Below are 14,213 nucleotides of genomic sequence, written 5' to 3'. Positions count from 1 at the left end.
CGTTAGGGCAAATTTAAACGTTGCTGTACTTGGAGCGCCTTATTTCTTGTGGTTGATGAGGAAGAGTGGGAAAAAAGTTAGTTAATTAAGGAGACTTCTTGTTAGAAGCCTTCTTTTTTATTTTTTGTATTATTTACAAGGAACCTCATTTTTCTTCACGAATTTAATCTAGGAACAAAACTAGGGGGGGATAACAATGTACCAAACAATTGAAGGCTTTTTACAATCATGGGTATATGAGGCTGAGTCTACTCAGAAGATGCTCGATGCACTAACGGATGGATCTTTATTACAGGAAATTGCACCTGGGCATTGGACGTTAGGAAGGGTTGCTTGGCATATCGTGACGGCAATTCCAGTTATGCTATCTGGTACGGGACTTAAATTTGAAGGAGAAACGAAAGATTATCCTGTTCCAACTTCAGCTAAAACAATTGCAGATGGGTATCGTAAAGTAAACGCAGCTTTTGTTGAAGCACTTCAAAGCGAATGGACTGATAAAGATTTAGCAACTATTAATGACTTCTTTGGCCGTCCTATGCCGAATTCTATATTTTTAATGACACTCATTAATCATCAAAATCACCACCGCGGGCAAATGACCGTTTTAATGCGACAAGCTGACTTAACAATTCCTGGCGTATATGGTCCTGCAAAAGAAGAGTGGGCTGCAGCTGGAATGGAAGCTCCTAAAATGTAACGACAGAAAAAGACAAGGTGATTGCTCACCTTGTCTTTTTCTGTAACTTGTTTCATGTGAAACTATTTTCTACTAAATAATTGTTTTATGAGGAAAATACGTTAAAATAAATTCATATTATTAGGAAAGGGGAACCATATTGAATACAAAGAATAAAAAAATAACATTGGGAACTCTTTTACTAACTTCAATCATTGGAGTTATCGGTGTATCTATTTACTTCACATATTATGGTACCCCTTGGGGAAAACAAGCAGCAATTACGGAATCAAAGAATTATATTACAAAATACTTTAATCTAGATGCAGAAGTCAAAAATACTTCTTACGATGCTAAAATGAATAGCTATGCAATCTCCTTTGAAACAAGTACCGACGGAGAGTTTACTATCGAATATAAAAGTCCTAATAACTTTAACATTTCTCCAGGAGTGCAGGAGTATTTAAGTAAACACTACAAATTAACAAAGTAGTAACGAAGCATACATATACAAAAAAGAGTTGGTGTAACGCCAACTCTTTTTTACGTATTCTTGTCATACTGTTATATCTTCCTTCTCTATATTTTTAATTCCGTAATATGCAATCGCAACTCCAATCGCTGCAAATGTGAATTGAAGAGGAAGAAACGTCGCTATAGGAAATATGGACGGGTTATTAATTGCGATTAATACAACGATAATAGAAGAAACGATTGTAGCTGGCACAGAACGTTTACGCATCCCGAAATATAGAGGAATTAAGCTTATTCCTGCCGTGGCAATGGCTAAAGGAATAAGCTTTATCCCTTCTTGAATCAATTGATCTACTGTGAATGAATTAGGAAGAATTGAAAAATAACTATCTATCCCAAAGAAAATTCCTACTAATAAAATGTTCGATAAAATAACTGTTATAAATGTTAATGTTGCTGTAATGGCCAACTTACTAACCATCATTTTCTTTCGGTTAATTGGATAAGAAAACATGAGTAATATTGTTTTGTTTTTATATTCATCAATTATTAACTTGGCTATTAGTACGCCACCAAAAATAATAAATGTTGCTCTTACTAACGCACTAGCCATCGACAAAATTATCTGCGAATCCCTTATTTTTGGATCCCCTTCTATTTGAGCAACGATACTAACGAAGATTAGTAGTGCCAGTATAACGATATTCGCAATAACCGCTCTCTTCACATACCATCCAAGCTTAAACTTCTTCAATTCTAGCTTCATAAGACGTAGCATGATAGTCCTCCTTTCATTTTAAATTTAATTGATATAAATCGCCCCTGTTTCACTTAAAATCTTCACTTCGTTTTTTGCATCACCGATGGTTCCTTTTTTTACCTTTTCTGTATTTTTATCTTTCTTAAGTCCGTTTACATTCACCATTATGTCAGACGAATTACTTTTAGCCATAAGTTTCAAAGAAGTCGGAACACCCTTATACCGTACGCCAATATCCCCTGATTTTGTTTCTACAAATAATGATTTTCCTTCTGTCATATCTTTCAGTAATACTTCACCAGATGTTGAAGTGATGTTCATATTTTCATTTTTTATATTTTTCACATAATTATCGCCAGTAGTAGAAGTTATATTTACTTCTTGTAATGAACTATCTTTTAACATTAAATCTCCACTTTCGGATGTGAACTCACCCTTATCTGCCGATAGTCCTACAATCATTTCATCTCCAGACTTGCCTTTTGTCACGATACTTTTTACTACTATATCGCTTATTTTCACATCGCCCGATTTATTATTTAATACAATTTTATCTATTTCTTTCTTCGGAATAGCTATAGATATACTATTTTTCTTCCGAAACGTAAAACCATTAAAAAATCTGGTCGCCTTTTGTTTTTGCTTAATCACAACTTTATTTCCTTCATGTTCTATTTCGACGGGATCTAAATCTTTATCTGCTCGTTGGCCTTGAGCAGAAATCACTATTTTGTTAGCGTCTGTGCTTTTAAATTCAATATCCCAGTTTTCATTGTCTACTTCTATTTCTTTTATATCATTTATCTCAAAAGACTTTTCTTTCTTAAAATCTTTCCCCTGAAATGCCTTAAAACCAAAAACCACACTAGCAATTGTAATAAGTAAAATTGCAATTACTATTATTTTTTTCACTATTCATACCCCAGTTCGTTGTTGTTTTAAGCTTGCTTTACGCCACATCAATCTTGTCGATTTTACGATATGAAAGATAACTAATAAAAATCCCTAATAAACAGAGCACTATTGGGATAGCGATAAAATTAAACATACTTACTTGACCGTTTCCAGAACCAAAGTTACTACTAATTAGCATCCCAATTATTACTGCAGAAGTAATTGTTGTCGGTGTCGATTTCTTTCTCATCCCAAAAAATAAAGGAATTAAACTTATACCAGATATCATAAATGCATTTATAAAAGTAGCTGGAACGATAGCTATTATTTCACCTATCGTAGCTGGCGTTTCAATCAGTCCCATCATTGGACTCACAAAATATACGAGCAAACTAATAATGAAAGTAGCAATAATCGTGCTCACAAAACAAAAACAAAAAACAATTGTTAATTTCGCCCTCATTAACATTTTTCTTTGCAGTGGGTACATAAACGATAGTTGCATTGTTTTGTTCTTATACTCATCAATTATTAAACGTGATAAAATGACCGAACTAAAAATAATGAATGTTATCCTAATAACAGTGTTTATTAAAACCATTTGTTGCGTGAAGTCAGAGAATAGCCCATCTACCTCGTCTTTCGCTCCCAACGCCATGAGATTTACTACGGCGAAAATTGCTATAATACAAATTGCTACACTTTTAAAATAACTAGATAATTTATGTTTCTTCCATTCAAGCTTCATTAATTTAAGCATACAAACCACGCCTCCATTCCTTATATAACTATCTCTACGCTACTAACATTCTAATTCCAGCAGTAACTACGCTTAACATTCCTATCACTAGTAGAATTAACAACCCTTTCCGCTCTGGTTTCCTATAATAGAGAATTCCACTTATAAACATTACGATTAATCCACTTACCAGGTTCAGCCACAGTCCATTAAGCATGAATACCTTCTCCATCCATTACGTTTAAGAAATACTCCTCTAAAGAACTATGTTTCTTATTAATACTTTCAATTTCTACATCGTTCATAATGAGTGCTTTTGAAATGGCTTGCTGCGTCGCCTTCAATTCATAAACACGAATCATGTTTCCACTCATTATTTTGTAGTTTTTTATACCGAGTTTATCTTCTAAAATATAAGCTGCACGCTTCACATCAGGAACAGTGATTTCAATGTACTCTGTTTGTTTTCCGTTAATACTCTTCATCGAAACTTCTTTTATTAGTTTTCCATTTTGAATCACACCAATTGTATCTGCCATTTGTTCCATCTCACCTAAAATATGACTAGAGACTAATAAAGTAATGCCATATTCTTTGCAAAGCATTTTAAATAAGTCTCGTAACTCTTTAATACCAATTGGATCTAAACCATTAATCGGTTCATCTAAAATGAGTAATTCTGGCTTTGTCATGATCGCCCTTGCAATACCGAGTCGTTGTTTCATTCCTAATGAAAAATCTTTTACTTTTTTATTATCTATACCGTGCAGTTTCACTAAATTTAAAGCATGATCAATTGCGTTTTTATCGTAATATCCCATATATTCACAATGTAATTCTAAGTTTTCCTTCGCCGTTAATTTATCATAAAAGATTGGATATTCAATAATTGTCCCCATTCTTTTTAATACTTCATAAGATGTGTCTGTTAACTTCTCACCGAAAATTTCAATATCACCGCTCGTCGGTTTTATTAAATTTGTAATCATTTTCATAATCGTTGTTTTACCCGCGCCGTTCGGTCCTAAAAAGCCGTAAATCTCTCCTTTTTTCACATGCATATTAACGCTAGAAATAACTTCTTTCCCTTTAAACACTTTCGTTAACTGGTTCGTTTTTAATATATATGTCATGTCACTTTCCCCTTTCGCACTGCTCTATATTTCTATAATAGACAACGGAAATCTCTTTTTTCTTACCCGTTCCTTACAAATTCCTTACGCTGAAAAAAAAGCTTGTAGAATCTACTTCTCTACAAGCTAAAACTGCATCTTTGTTAATACAACTGTAAAAACCGTTTTTTCATACGGCTTACTAGAAAGATAAATTTCTCCATCCATCGCTTCCACAAGCCTTTTCGTAATTGTTAACCCTAGACCACTTCCTTGGTACAATCTATTTCTTGAATCTTCAAGTGTGTACATACGCTCAAACACTTTATCAATATGAGATTCATCAATTCCTTTTCCTGTATCCCATACGTCTATATACACACTCGTTTCATCATCTCTTAACGTCATACCAAGTGTCTTTCCATCGTCTCCATATGTAATCGCATTTGATATTAAATTATTCAATACTCTACCTAATACTTCTACATTTCCAAGTGCATATATATTTCTTTCTGGTATATCAATATGAACTTGAAACCCTTTCGTCGTCACTAAATCATAAAAAGATAAAATCTTCTCGCGACAAACTTCATTCATATTTACTTTTGTCATCTCGATTGCTTTGTCACCGGATTCTAATTTTGCTAAATCAAAAAACTTATGAATCAGTTCCATCACTTCTAGTGTTTTTACATGCACCTTTTCGAGTAATATTTGCTGCTCTTCCTCGTTTATCGTTTTATCCTTATTTAACATTTCGGTATATCCAAGAATAACTGTTAGTGGTGTTTTCAAATCATGTGAAATATTTGAAAGCATTTTTCTCATCGAAATTTCCACTTTCGCATGATCTGCATTCGTTTTCTGTTTTGCATCTAATAAATGATTAATCGCCACTAATAACTTTTGCAATTCTAGATCATCTGTCATAATTAATAGCTTCTCACCAGTTTGTTCTTTTACAATTCGATTTAACTTCTCATACGTGTAGCGTAAATTCCTACTACTATTTTTCCTGATTTTATATTGCACGTAAATAACGATAAGCAATATAATAATCACCACTGTTAAAAATACAACCATACTACATCACTTCCAACTTATAGCCGATGCCCCATAATGTTTTAATATATTCTGGATTAGATGGATCACTTTCAATTTTCTCACGTAATCTTCTCATATGAACATTAATAACATTATCATCACCATAATATTCTTCATTCCAAACAAGCGTATATATTTGCGCTTTCGTAAACACACGATTTTGATTCTTCACGAATAGCTTTAAAATCTCAAATTCTTTTAAAGTAAGTTTAAGCTGTCTTCCCTTTTTCTCCACAGTAAAATTAATTGGGTCAATTATTAAATCACCAATCTGAATCGCCTCATCTTTTGATTCCACAGCTGAATACTTTGTAGACCTCCGAATACCCGCTTTTACACGTGCAGCTAGTTCAATCATAGAAAATGGCTTACAAATGTAATCATCTGCTCCAAGTCCTAATCCAATAGCTTTATCAACATCTGTATCTTTCGCTGACATCATTAAAATCGGAACGGCACTTTTTTCTCGAATGATTCTGACGACCTCTAACCCATCTAACTTCGGCATCATAATATCGAGGATAATCAAATCAAATGATCCTTTTAAAAATGCATTAACTCCTTCTTCTCCATCAGATGCGATTGTAACTTGAAAACCTTCTTTTACTAAATATGTTTCAACCATCTCTTGAATTGAGATGTCATCTTCAACTAATAAAATATGATGTGACATATTTCTATCCCCTTTTTTAACAAACATTAACAATTTAATTGTATCGTAACGAATGAATGCTGGAAAGAATTATATGAATTTTCAAACCAACTTCCCTTCCTTCCTTAACAATGATATGATGAAATTCACTACGATTGTTCATAATTAACTTTATATAAAGGAGACTTATCATGTCAGAAAACAAAAAAGTAAGCTTAGCTGATTTAATGCGCGAACAACTTGCGAAGAAAAAGCAAGGAAATGGAAACGGCTCAAATAATGGAAGTCAAAGTCAAGAAACGAAAAAATTACAAAACCAACAAACGAAGAAAACAAACAACCAACGTAGACGTACAGGTGTATAAATGAACGGGCAAAAACGGTCTAACATTTCATCAGGTCTTGAAGTTGATATTGTATTAAAACAAGATCAACGTACAGGTAAGCTAACAAGAGGAATTGTAAAAGATATTTTAACTAACTCACCCTCTCATCCGCACGGCATTAAAGTAAGATTGCAAGACGGACAGGTTGGCAGAGTACAAAATATTATTCAATAAGAAAAGGAGCTCATTTAAACTTGAGCTCCTTTTCTTATTTTCATTAACCTTTAATTTTTTCGATGAAAACTACTTTTAAATAGTCTCCCTCTTTAAATTGATCAATTGTACGGAAATCTTCCGGTAAAGAATGTTCTTCTAATATTTTATATTTACCGTTCATTTCTTTAAATGCTGTATCGATAAAGCCATTAAACTTTTTCATATCGAATGCGCTACAATTTGTAGAAGCAACGATAATACCGTTATTTTCTGTAATCGCAATTGTTTCTTTTAATAAGTTTTTATAATCTTTCGCCGCACTGAACGTATATTTTTTCGAGCGTGCAAAGCTTGGGGGATCAAGTACAACCATATCAAATTTCATCTTTTTCTTAGCTGCATATTTGAAATACAGAAATACATCTTCTACAATAATATCTTGTGCTTCATAATCAATTTCATTTACACTAAACTGCTCAATCGTTTTACTTAAACTACGATTTGCAAGGTCCACACTTGTTGTTTTACTTGCACCACCAAGCGCTGCAAATACAGAGAAAGCCCCAGTATAAGAGAACATATTTAAGACTGTTCTCCCTTTTGCATATTTATCACGAATTTGTTTTCGAACGTTACGCTGATCTAAAAATACACCAACCATCGCCCCGTCATTTAAATATACAGCAAAGTTTACACCGTTCTCTTTTACGATAAGTGGGAACTCACCACGCTCTCCTGCGACGAAATCATCACCTTCAATGTATTTCCCTTTCGTATCAAAACGCTTTTTCTCATAAATCCCTTTGAAATTTGCTACTTTTTGAAGTGCTGCTATAATCTCATCGCGGAAAGTATAAACCCCTTCACTATACCAACTTACTACGTAATAGCCGTCATAATAATCGATGATTAAACCACCAAGGCCATCGCCCTCACCATTCAGGGCACGAAATGCTGTTGTATCATTTGATTTATAAAAATCTTTTCGTTTATGTAAAGCAGATTTGATTTTACTTTCAAAGAAAGGTTGATTAATTTGCTCTTTCTCTTTTCTCGTTAAAATCCATCCATATCCTTTATTTTGTTTTCCATAATAGCCTTTTCCGATGAATTGGTTCTTCTCATCTACTACGTTGATGATTGTTCCTTCTTCACGTACATCATTTAAATTTTGAATAGCATCTTTTAAAATAAGTGGATATCCACTTTTAATTTCTTTTATAAACTTCGGTTTTATTTTTATAGTTACTTCAGATCGCATGTAATGTCTTCCTTTCCATTTGAATGCTTTCTAATTAGTAGGAAGCAATGTAAAAAACGAGGCTGAAAAAAGCCTCGTTTCACTATACCATATTATTGCTTTGCTAGTACAACTAGCTCATCTCCTGGTATAACCGCTATATATTTATACAATGTTGAAAAAGTAAGACTGCCATCATCGTGACGAATAAATAATATTACATCCTCTGAATCGCTCTCTTCTTTATTAATTTTTTGTTCTTCCTCAACTTGTATCGTTTTAAATGTATAACCCTCTTCAATTTTTCTATCTAACTCTTCATAAATTTCATTTTGACCAAACAGCAAATGAGCTTTTTTCGAAAGAGAGATGCGTTCTTGCTCAATCTTTTCCACATCATGAATCGGAAGTAAAAATGTATTATGATGTCCAAACTGCGGTACATATGTGTTTGCGACTAATACATTGTAAGAATCGGTATCTGTAACTGAAATTAAGTATTCATACTGATTCATATCTACTTCAAATTGCAACTGCTCTGAGAGTACTTGGCCGTTATATGTATTAAGCCCTTTCACCTTTGCGCATTGCAAATGTTCTTCCGATACATCTACGATTAAGCTCGGAATCCCCATCTCTTTACAATGCATAGCGAATGCAGTTGAGAATGTACTAGCTCCTGAAATCAAAATACCTGGTGGCTGTGTATTGGCTAATCCTAATTTTTTTGCTAAAAATCCAATTGAAAATCCATGAGCACAAACGGTCGTAATTACGAGTGCAAATGTAAGTGCTGTTAATATAGAAGCATCTTTATACCCTTCTTGTAATAACTCCGTCGCAAAGTAACTTGAAACCGTTAATGCAACAATACCTCGCGGCGCAATCCAACCAACTAGCGCCCTTTCTGATCTTGTTAACTCTGTTCCGATTGTCGATACCCAAATTGATAAAGGACGAACAACAAATAGCATCATAAGTACGAAGCTAATAATAGGCCAGCTAAAAATCTCCATAATCGTCGTTCTTGGAAGTGATGCTGTTAAGATGATGAAAACAGTCGATGTTAATAGTACGGAAATATTTTCGTTAAAATGACGAATATCACCGATAGAAGAAATATATTTCTTCATCCGTGCAAGTGTAATCCCCATTACTGTTACGGCTAGCATACCTGTTTCATGCATGACTTCATCTGCAATGCCGAAGCATAGTAATACCGTAACGAGCAAAATCGGTGCCTTTAAATATTCTGGTACTTTCCCTTTTAAAATCATATAACTCATAAAAATACTAAACGCATACCCAAGCACCATTGCAAATAACGAACCTGCAAAGAAATATAGTAACGTATGTAAGTGTACATTTTCTTTCGTTAAGAAATTTACAATCTGAAAGGCGAATACAGCAAGTAATGCTCCAAACGGATCAACGATAATCCCTTCCCACTTTAAAATTGCAGCTGTCCTTGGCTTTAATCGTGCTTGGCGTAACAACGGAATAATTACAGTTGGACCTGTCACAATAAAAAGTCCTCCAATAATAAATGCAACCGCCCAATCTAATCCAGCGACGTAATGAGCTGCAAGTGAGCCAGCAATCCAAGCAATAAACGCACCAAACGTAACAATACGAAATACTGGTTTTGATAGTCCCCTCAGTTCACGTACATCTAAACTTAAACTACCCTCAAACAATATAATGGCAACAGAAAGTGATACGAGTGGACTAAAAACATCTCCAAGCACCTCTTTTGGATTAATAATACCGAAAACTGGACCAATTAATAATCCGGCAACTGCCATAACAACAATAGCAGGGAGCTGGAATCGCCATGCAGTCCATTGTGAGGCGATGCCTAGTGTAATAATAATAACGATACTAAGTAACAGTGATTCGACCATAATACCCTCCTTGTTCATAGTATTGCGAAAGCAAGGTATAAACCATACTTTACTTGTATATATTTCTTATTTTGTTTTATTTTAACAATATATAACTTAATTAACTATATGGTCAAATTACTTATATAATAGTAAATTCATCCTTAATTCTACATTTATATGAAAATTACTATTGACAATGATAATGATTTTCATTATCATTTAATGTATATGAGTTCTTGAAAATAAAGGCTACATTTATAGGAGGAATAAACATGATTATTGTTACAAATACAACTAAAATTACAAAGGGAAATGGCCATAAATTAATTGAGCGTTTTAATAAAGTAGGTAAAGTCGAAACAATGTCAGGATTTTTAGGATTAGAAGTTCTTTTAACGCAAAATACAGTTGATTATGATGAAGTAACAATTAGCACTCGCTGGAATGCAAAAGAAGATTTCCAAGGTTGGACAAAGAGCTCAGCATTTAAAGATGCTCACTCACATCAAGGCGGGATGCCAGACTATATTCTTGATAATAAAATTGCTTACTATGATGTAAAAGTTGTACGTATGCCAATGGCTGCAGCACAGTAAGCATATTTCTTTTTTAAAGTATAGAATATGAAGAGTGTTACCACTTCTCATATTCTATACTTTTTTTATTTAATGTCTTTTTACTAGTTTCGCATGTACTACTAATCTTCCCGCTTCTGGATCAAGTGCATAGTCACACGTCGAAAGTGTTACGATTTGATCACTTTCTGTCACTTTTGTATCCGTTTTGTACAGCGATTTTTCTTGAATTTTCTCCAAAAATGATGTGTATTCCGTATCACTACTAAAATCCGTTTCAATGTAATAAAAATCAGTTGTTGTTGTATACACCGAAAACACTTCAAGATCATATCCTTCAAATAATGTATCGTAATATAATTTACGATGCGACATGAAGAAATCTTCATCCAACATTTTCTTTAAACTTCCAAACATAGAACCATCTTTCATACGGTGACCATATAAAATAGTATTTCGATTTTGAGATTTCACATCATTACGATAGTCCATAAAAATACTTCCTGCTCTCATATCTTCACCTTTATAATTTCGAAATAAATAGTAATCATTGTCTTTTGCTTGAACGATTGGATAATTAATTTGTGTATTATCCATCGTAATCCATCCAACTATTTCTGGGTTAATTTGCTGCAGAACTTTGAACTGTTTACGTACTTCCCCGTCTTGTGATTGCTCTTCCATCGGACTTTTTTCATAAATGTTTTGTGCTTCGGCCATTACTTTACGATTTTCATAGTAATCCATGAAAATATCACCTAATTCATATACTGAATAGAAAAAGGTACCTAAAAAAACAACTGTAAGTATTCGTTGAAAAAAAGAATTCTTCTTCCTTTCTTTTTTGCTACTCAAATTATCACCTCAAAACGGATTGTTCGCATGTTTAAATACCCATTGGGACCATATACAATCCTGTATCTTCATCTTGCTTTACAACGACATCTACACCGTATATCGTCTTTATCATACTTTCTGTCACAACATCATTCGGCTTGCCTTTTGTAACAATTTCACCGTCTTTCATAACAATGATATGATCACTATAGCGAATCGCCTGATTAATATCGTGTAATACCATAACGATTGTCAATCCTTGTGCTTCATTTAATTCTTTTACTAACTCTAATATTTCAAGTTGATAATAAATATCTAAATATGTTGTCGGTTCATCTAAAAAGAGCATTGGCGTCTTCTGAGCTAACGTCATGGCAATCCAAACACGCTGTCTTTCTCCACCAGATAAAGCATGAATTTCCTTATCACGTTTACTTAGCAAATTCGTACATGCTAAAGCCCTTTCTATTGCTTCTCTATCTTCATCAGTTTGCGAAGAAAATATATTTTTATGAGGCATACGGCCAAAGCTTGTTAATTTCTCTACCGTCATATCTGCCGGTGCTTCATTTTGTTGATGGACAACGGCTAACTTTCTAGCAAACTCTTTCGGTTTATATTGGCTAATTGCCTTCCCATCAAGTATTACCTCTCCACTACGAGGATCGTGATTTCTTGACATCACACCAAGTAATGTTGATTTCCCGCAACCGTTTGGTCCAATAATTGTTGTAATTTTACCAATCTCTATTTCACTACTAACGGACTTTAATCGATCCGTTACATTATCGTACGAAAAGGTTACATTTTTAATTTCCATGAACTTTATCACTCTTTCTAAGCAAGAATATTAAGAATGGGCCACCAATAACTGCCATAATCGTCGCTGCTGGAATTTCGTTAGGTGGCACAATTAACCTTCCAATCGTATCCGCCGTCAAAATTAATAACGCCCCTGCAAGAGCAGAAAATGGAATTAATGCTTTATGGTCTGAACCAACTAGTTGTCTTGAAATGTGCGGAACGAGTAATCCTACGAAAGCGATAACACCTGCAATTGCTGTTGATACTGCCGCTAAGAGTACTGCAATAGCAGAAATAATAAGACGAACTCTCGTAACGTGCAAGCCTAAGTTTTTTGCTGTCTTATCTTGTAGAGATAATAAGTTACACCAAGCTCCGACAAACAGTGCAAGAATAAGACCAATTGTTCCATAAGTAACCATTATTTCTACATCGCCCCACGTCTTCATCGTTATATTAGAAGTCGTCGTTTGCTTAATACTCTTAATGAAGTATCCACAAATCGTAATGAACGATTCATTTAATCCAGTGAACATCGCATTAATGGCAATACCAATTAAAATAATGCGAAGCGGACTTAATCCTGACTTCCATGAAAACGAATAAACGAGATAACACGCAAACGCACCACCTAGAAAAGCGAATACCGGCGTCCAGAAAAAGAATTGCGGGAATAGCGTAATAATAACAAGTGTCATAAAACTTGCTCCTGAAGATATCCCGATTACCCCAGCATCAGCGAGTGGGTTTTTCATAACAGCTTGAAAAAGCACACCCGAAACAGCAAGAGCTGCTCCAGTAAATAGTGCAATAATAATACGTGGGAAACGTAAATCTTTAATCACTTCAACATCTTCATTTCCCCCTGTAAATATTCCTTGTACAAGCTCAACAATACCTACTTCTAAACTTCCTTTCGTTGCTGACAATGATGTCATAACAATAAGCAATACAGTAACAATGAAGAAACTCCAAAATTTTTTATTCATGCTAATCTTCCTTTATATTAAAATGCATCACGGATACATCATTTTTTTCAATTCATCTAGCGCTTCAGTCGCTGCTAAATTTCCTGTCGTTCCAAATAAACGCTCTTCTAAATCGTAAACACGATTATTTTTAACTGCAGCGAAGTGTTTCCAAATATCATTTGTTTTAAATTCTTTATCAAACATTTTTACAACTTCATCAGGCATACCATGTGCCGCTCGTAAAATAATGTCTGGATCAGCTTTTTTTAAATACTCTGTATTAGAAGCTAAATACTCTACTTGTTCACCTTGTACAATGTTTTTACCACCTAATTGTTTCACTAAATCTCCAATATAAGAATGCTCTGTTGCTACTAAATAACTCCCCGGTACACCTAATAAAATAAGCACTGTCGGTTCTTTCTTTCCCTTTACTGCTTTTTGAATCTCTGCAACCTTGTTATCTAACTTAGTTACAACTGCTTCAGCCTGCTTTTCACGTCCATATTGCCTACCTAAATTACTAATGGAATTTTGCATATTTTTTAAACTTGTTAGATCTAAAAAGTTTGCTTTCATACCTACACCATCAAAAACTGGCTTTAATTCGTATTCAAGTGTTGTCACGGATAATACTTCTGACGGCTTTAATGATTTTACCTTTTCCATATCAGGACTCATTGGATTCCCAACTTCAGGTAAACCTTTATATCTCTTTGGTAAATCTTTAGTACTTGTTGGTACACCAATTAAATCTACTTCTAACGCATCCATAATTTCAGTAACAGCAACTGTCGTTGCGACAATCCTCTCTTTACCCTCACTCTTTACCTGCTTCGCTGTTTCTTTTTTGGGCGTCTGGCATCCAGCTATACTCACTAATAAAATGATAGCCATTAGTACACTTACAATTTTCTTCACTCTTAATCACCACTCCTTTCCAA

General features: G+C 34.2%; 18 protein-coding genes. 5 read left to right on the top strand and 13 right to left on the bottom strand.

All coding sequences use genetic code 11. From position 1 onward, the window contains the following. Positions 1–196 precede the first annotated feature (196 nt). Both JFT89_RS25630 and JFT89_RS25625 read left to right on the top strand, forming a co-directional pair. Positions 197–700 carry a DinB family protein gene (locus tag JFT89_RS25630; protein ID WP_201040894.1) on the top strand — a complete coding sequence of 168 codons (504 nt, stop codon included), beginning with the start codon at positions 197–199 and terminating at the stop codon, positions 698–700. A gap of 139 nt (positions 701–839) precedes the next feature. After that, entirely contained in the window at positions 840–1,172 is a 333-nt protein-coding gene (locus JFT89_RS25625) for a YfjL-like protein (protein ID WP_002145483.1), read from the top strand. 63 nt (positions 1,173–1,235) lie between these two features. Here JFT89_RS25625 and JFT89_RS25620 read toward each other — a convergent pair whose 3' ends face one another. From JFT89_RS25620 to JFT89_RS25590, 7 genes are all read right to left on the bottom strand, one after another. After that, positions 1,236–1,931 carry an ABC transporter permease gene (locus JFT89_RS25620; protein WP_016096048.1) on the bottom strand — a complete coding sequence of 232 codons (696 nt, stop codon included), beginning with the start codon at positions 1,929–1,931 and terminating at the stop codon, positions 1,236–1,238. 24 nt (positions 1,932–1,955) lie between these two features. Continuing rightward, entirely contained in the window at positions 1,956–2,825 is an 870-nt protein-coding gene (locus tag JFT89_RS25615) for a DUF4097 family beta strand repeat-containing protein (RefSeq protein ID WP_016096047.1), read from the bottom strand. Between the two features lie 37 nt (positions 2,826–2,862). Continuing rightward, positions 2,863–3,567: an ABC transporter permease gene (locus JFT89_RS25610; RefSeq protein ID WP_016096046.1), complete on the bottom strand. Its 705-nt coding sequence runs from the start codon at positions 3,565–3,567 to the stop codon at positions 2,863–2,865. A gap of 34 nt (positions 3,568–3,601) precedes the next feature. After that, complete coding sequence (locus JFT89_RS25605; protein ID WP_016096045.1) at positions 3,602–3,763, bottom strand: hypothetical protein; 162 nt, start codon at positions 3,761–3,763, stop codon at positions 3,602–3,604. Beyond that, complete coding sequence (locus JFT89_RS25600) at positions 3,756–4,679, bottom strand: ABC transporter ATP-binding protein (RefSeq protein ID WP_016096044.1); 924 nt, start codon at positions 4,677–4,679, stop codon at positions 3,756–3,758. Before JFT89_RS25600 ends, JFT89_RS25605 begins: the two co-directional genes overlap by 8 nt. A 126-nt stretch (positions 4,680–4,805) precedes the next feature. Beyond that, positions 4,806–5,741: a HAMP domain-containing histidine kinase gene (locus tag JFT89_RS25595; RefSeq protein WP_002067470.1), complete on the bottom strand. Its 936-nt coding sequence runs from the start codon at positions 5,739–5,741 to the stop codon at positions 4,806–4,808. A 1-nt stretch (position 5,742) separates the two neighbouring features. Beyond that, entirely contained in the window at positions 5,743–6,435 is a 693-nt protein-coding gene (locus tag JFT89_RS25590) for a response regulator transcription factor (RefSeq protein WP_016096043.1), read from the bottom strand. Positions 6,436–6,605: 170 nt separating this feature from the next. On the opposite strand from JFT89_RS25590, the gene JFT89_RS25585 reads away from it, so the two are divergent. Both JFT89_RS25585 and JFT89_RS25580 read left to right on the top strand, forming a co-directional pair. Continuing rightward, positions 6,606–6,779 carry a hypothetical protein gene (locus JFT89_RS25585; protein WP_002015431.1) on the top strand — a complete coding sequence of 58 codons (174 nt, stop codon included), beginning with the start codon at positions 6,606–6,608 and terminating at the stop codon, positions 6,777–6,779. Further along, complete coding sequence (locus JFT89_RS25580; RefSeq protein ID WP_001014315.1) at positions 6,780–6,974, top strand: YwbE family protein; 195 nt, start codon at positions 6,780–6,782, stop codon at positions 6,972–6,974. It abuts the gene before it with no gap. Between the two features lie 43 nt (positions 6,975–7,017). Here JFT89_RS25580 and JFT89_RS25575 read toward each other — a convergent pair whose 3' ends face one another. Further along, a complete protein-coding gene (locus tag JFT89_RS25575) occupies positions 7,018–8,217 on the bottom strand; it encodes a class I SAM-dependent rRNA methyltransferase (protein ID WP_016096042.1) in 1,200 nt (399 codons plus the stop codon). A gap of 92 nt (positions 8,218–8,309) precedes the next feature. Next, positions 8,310–10,100, bottom strand: a complete 1,791-nt coding sequence (locus JFT89_RS25570; protein ID WP_016096041.1) for a cation:proton antiporter — start codon at positions 10,098–10,100, stop codon at positions 8,310–8,312. A 254-nt stretch (positions 10,101–10,354) separates the two neighbouring features. Between JFT89_RS25570 and isdG the strand changes: the two genes are divergently transcribed. Further along, a complete protein-coding gene (isdG, locus tag JFT89_RS25565) occupies positions 10,355–10,678 on the top strand; it encodes a heme oxygenase (protein ID WP_002015426.1) in 324 nt (107 codons plus the stop codon). 69 nt (positions 10,679–10,747) lie between these two features. Here the strand turns inward: isdG and srtB are convergent, their stop codons facing one another. Genes srtB through isdE form a run of 4 tightly spaced genes read right to left on the bottom strand, consistent with a single transcriptional unit; the run spans position 10,748 to position 14,190 of the window. Next, positions 10,748–11,512, bottom strand: coding sequence for a class B sortase (gene srtB / locus JFT89_RS25560; protein WP_016096040.1), 765 nt, complete (start codon positions 11,510–11,512; stop codon positions 10,748–10,750). Positions 11,513–11,543: 31 nt separating this feature from the next. After that, on the bottom strand, positions 11,544–12,314 hold the full coding sequence (locus tag JFT89_RS25555; RefSeq protein ID WP_002088890.1) for an ABC transporter ATP-binding protein: 771 nt from the start codon (positions 12,312–12,314) through the stop codon (positions 11,544–11,546). Continuing rightward, on the bottom strand, positions 12,304–13,287 hold the full coding sequence (locus JFT89_RS25550) for a FecCD family ABC transporter permease (RefSeq protein WP_016096039.1): 984 nt from the start codon (positions 13,285–13,287) through the stop codon (positions 12,304–12,306). The genes JFT89_RS25555 and JFT89_RS25550 overlap by 11 nt, the downstream gene beginning before the upstream one ends. A gap of 27 nt (positions 13,288–13,314) precedes the next feature. Next, positions 13,315–14,190 (bottom strand): heme ABC transporter substrate-binding protein IsdE, encoded by an 876-nt coding sequence (isdE, locus tag JFT89_RS25545; RefSeq protein WP_016096038.1) that lies wholly within the window; start codon positions 14,188–14,190, stop codon positions 13,315–13,317. Between the last annotated feature and the right edge of the window lie 23 nt (positions 14,191–14,213).

This window comes from Bacillus sp. TH25 (assembly GCF_016650935.1).
GTDB classification, from domain to species: Bacteria; Bacillota; Bacilli; order Bacillales; family Bacillaceae_G; genus Bacillus_A; species Bacillus_A mycoides.
The sequence above is the reverse complement of the archived record's forward strand: the minus strand, read 5'-3'. Positions and strand labels throughout refer to the sequence as shown.

Excerpts from the sequence above, each read along its gene's own strand:
- JFT89_RS25585 (WP_002015431.1), top strand. The coding sequence starts at position 6,606 with ATGTCAGAAAACAAAAAAGTAAGCTTAGCTGATTTAATGCGCGAACAA.
- JFT89_RS25555 (WP_002088890.1), bottom strand. The coding sequence starts at position 12,314 with ATGGAAATTAAAAATGTAACCTTTTCGTACGATAATGTAACGGATCGA.
- JFT89_RS25580 (WP_001014315.1), top strand. The coding sequence starts at position 6,780 with ATGAACGGGCAAAAACGGTCTAACATTTCATCAGGTCTTGAAGTTGAT.
- isdG (WP_002015426.1), top strand. The coding sequence starts at position 10,355 with ATGATTATTGTTACAAATACAACTAAAATTACAAAGGGAAATGGCCAT.
- JFT89_RS25590 (WP_016096043.1), bottom strand. The coding sequence starts at position 6,435 with ATGTCACATCATATTTTATTAGTTGAAGATGACATCTCAATTCAAGAG.
- JFT89_RS25570 (WP_016096041.1), bottom strand. The coding sequence starts at position 10,100 with ATGGTCGAATCACTGTTACTTAGTATCGTTATTATTATTACACTAGGC.
- JFT89_RS25600 (WP_016096044.1), bottom strand. The coding sequence starts at position 4,679 with ATGACATATATATTAAAAACGAACCAGTTAACGAAAGTGTTTAAAGGG.
- JFT89_RS25620 (WP_016096048.1), bottom strand. The coding sequence starts at position 1,931 with ATGCTACGTCTTATGAAGCTAGAATTGAAGAAGTTTAAGCTTGGATGG.
- JFT89_RS25595 (WP_002067470.1), bottom strand. The coding sequence starts at position 5,741 with ATGGTTGTATTTTTAACAGTGGTGATTATTATATTGCTTATCGTTATT.
- JFT89_RS25610 (WP_016096046.1), bottom strand. The coding sequence starts at position 3,567 with ATGCTTAAATTAATGAAGCTTGAATGGAAGAAACATAAATTATCTAGT.
- JFT89_RS25550 (WP_016096039.1), bottom strand. The coding sequence starts at position 13,287 with ATGAATAAAAAATTTTGGAGTTTCTTCATTGTTACTGTATTGCTTATT.
- JFT89_RS25575 (WP_016096042.1), bottom strand. The coding sequence starts at position 8,217 with ATGCGATCTGAAGTAACTATAAAAATAAAACCGAAGTTTATAAAAGAA.
- JFT89_RS25605 (WP_016096045.1), bottom strand. The coding sequence starts at position 3,763 with ATGCTTAATGGACTGTGGCTGAACCTGGTAAGTGGATTAATCGTAATG.
- JFT89_RS25630 (WP_201040894.1), top strand. The coding sequence starts at position 197 with ATGTACCAAACAATTGAAGGCTTTTTACAATCATGGGTATATGAGGCT.